Genomic DNA, 1,942 nt, shown 5'->3' on the forward strand with positions numbered 1-1,942 from the left:
CGAAGTAGAATAACAAACTGATAATATGGGTTTAGCGGCTGCTTTCGAGGAATCGGGAGCAGCCGCTACTTTTTATCCATAYTTTATTTGSAAAGTATATAAATGGGACGTAATTTCTATTGCTAGCCCGCCCGAGCCGAAAAGCGGATTGAATAGAGTAGGCAATTATAATCCTTTCCCTTTTTATAATGAAAAAGTTTGTTTTTTTTATTTGGCACATCTTTTGCTATCTTTTCTTGTGAGAAGGAAGCCGTACTTAATAATGATCCTCAAGCAAAAACTGAGACATCATTGTTAGATGATGAAGCTGAATTTGAGCAGTCTGCAGTACGTTTTAAGCATGGCGTAGGTTGCAATTACCCATTGGGTATTTGTATTGGAATTCCGATTTCCAAGTTAACTTCCAGCTCTTCAGATGCGCTAAAATCGAACGAAACAGTGGGTGAACAAGATGACATGGGCATAGTGAGAACGCGCATGGAAGGGAAGAAGATGCACATAATATTTGACAGACAAGCAGCACTTCCAGATGGAACAGTACCCATCGATAGAGATATACTTTTGGAAGGATGGAAAAACAAAAAGAATGCAGTGATAAAAGCTGGAAACTATAAAGCCAGCTTTAAGAAGAACAAATACGGTGAAATTTGGGCTGATGCCTACACGTTCGAATAATCTTTAGTCAAAAGGAGGAGTTCTCCACAAAAGAACTCCTCCTTTTATTTTTTTTGAAAGAGATGAACAAATACTTATTTCTAGCGATTTTAGCTTGTATTTCGAGTTCTTGTCAGACACTTGTAAGCTCAGCATTCGGGGTAAAAGAGCCGACAGCTAAAAACGATATTGAGATTAAGAAATACACGGAAGACATATATCCATCATACTCCATATACAGAATAAAGGAAGTAAAAATGGACAGCGTACTTAGAGCTGAACATAAGCCTGGATGGGGACCTGGATTCAAACCAATTCAGTTTATTTGTTTCGATAAAAGGGGGGAAATTAGTCACCCAATGGGCATCTTGCGAAGCTGGGTTAAAATCATATACACTTAAAGAATTCCCACCACGTAGTAAGTATCCAAGTAGCTCAGAATTAAATATTCAAAAAATTATTAACAATACTCACAGTATAACCACTGGCAAATCAACTATTTATAATTTTCCTCTTTATGAATATACCTATGTGGTTTATTTTACTTCATGGACTGAAAAATTTTCAAAAGGCACCTTAGAAAGGGTAAAAGAATATGCATCTGCTCATTCACCCTCTTACAATATTGTGCTTGTTAATATAGATTACTATCAATTACCCTCCTCATTGCCGGAATAAGTAATACCTCAAACATACTTTCAAATATTATAACCGCATAAAATTTCAATATCGATTTAATCATCAAAAAACAAGTTATAAAGATCACCATTTGCCTATTTTTTTTGCTGCTCACTATTTATTTCGGCGGTGGTATAATGGAGTGTGATTCGTATGTTAGCCCGATGCTCCAGACCACGTTAACGTGTGGCAAGTGCGGCAGTGCCGACTTGCGCAAGAACGGCAGCCGCCACGGCCAGCCCGAATACAAGTGCAAAGCCTGCCGCCACCAAGCCCTATTTGAGACGGCCGCCGCCCGCAAGGCGGCCCAATACGCGCAGGTAGAGAAATTACTGGTCGAACGCGTCTCGCAACGAGCCATCGTGCGCCTGACCGGGGTGGCCCGGCCGACGATTGTCAAACTGGCAAAAAAAAGCGCAAGCCACGCCCCAGTTGCGCCCCAAGCCCCGCCGGCCACGGGGACTAGGAACTGTTCTCAATTAAGAGCGTTGTATTTTCCATGAATGCAGACCGCACATTATTAACCGATTCGATGTGGGCGGAATTGTCCCCCCTTTTACCTGGTCAAGCCGGCTGCGTCGGCGTGACGGCCAAGAACACGCGCGGCTTT

At 41.8% G+C, this 1,942-nt stretch carries 2 protein-coding genes; both read left to right on the forward strand.

Features of this window, described 5'->3' with window-relative positions; translation table 11 throughout:
- Positions 1-198 precede the first annotated feature (198 nt).
- On the forward strand, positions 199-675 hold the full coding sequence (locus D0T11_RS22335; RefSeq protein ID WP_147374798.1) for a hypothetical protein: 477 nt from the start codon (positions 199-201) through the stop codon (positions 673-675).
- 761 nt (positions 676-1,436) lie between these two features.
- Positions 1,437-1,835 carry a transposase-like zinc-binding domain-containing protein gene (locus D0T11_RS22825; RefSeq protein ID WP_119657873.1) on the forward strand — a complete coding sequence of 133 codons (399 nt, stop codon included), beginning with the start codon at positions 1,437-1,439 and terminating at the stop codon, positions 1,833-1,835.
- Positions 1,836-1,942: the final 107 nt, after the last annotated feature.

The organism is Hymenobacter rubripertinctus, from assembly GCF_003583925.1.
Lineage (GTDB): Bacteria > Bacteroidota > Bacteroidia > Cytophagales > Hymenobacteraceae > Hymenobacter > Hymenobacter rubripertinctus.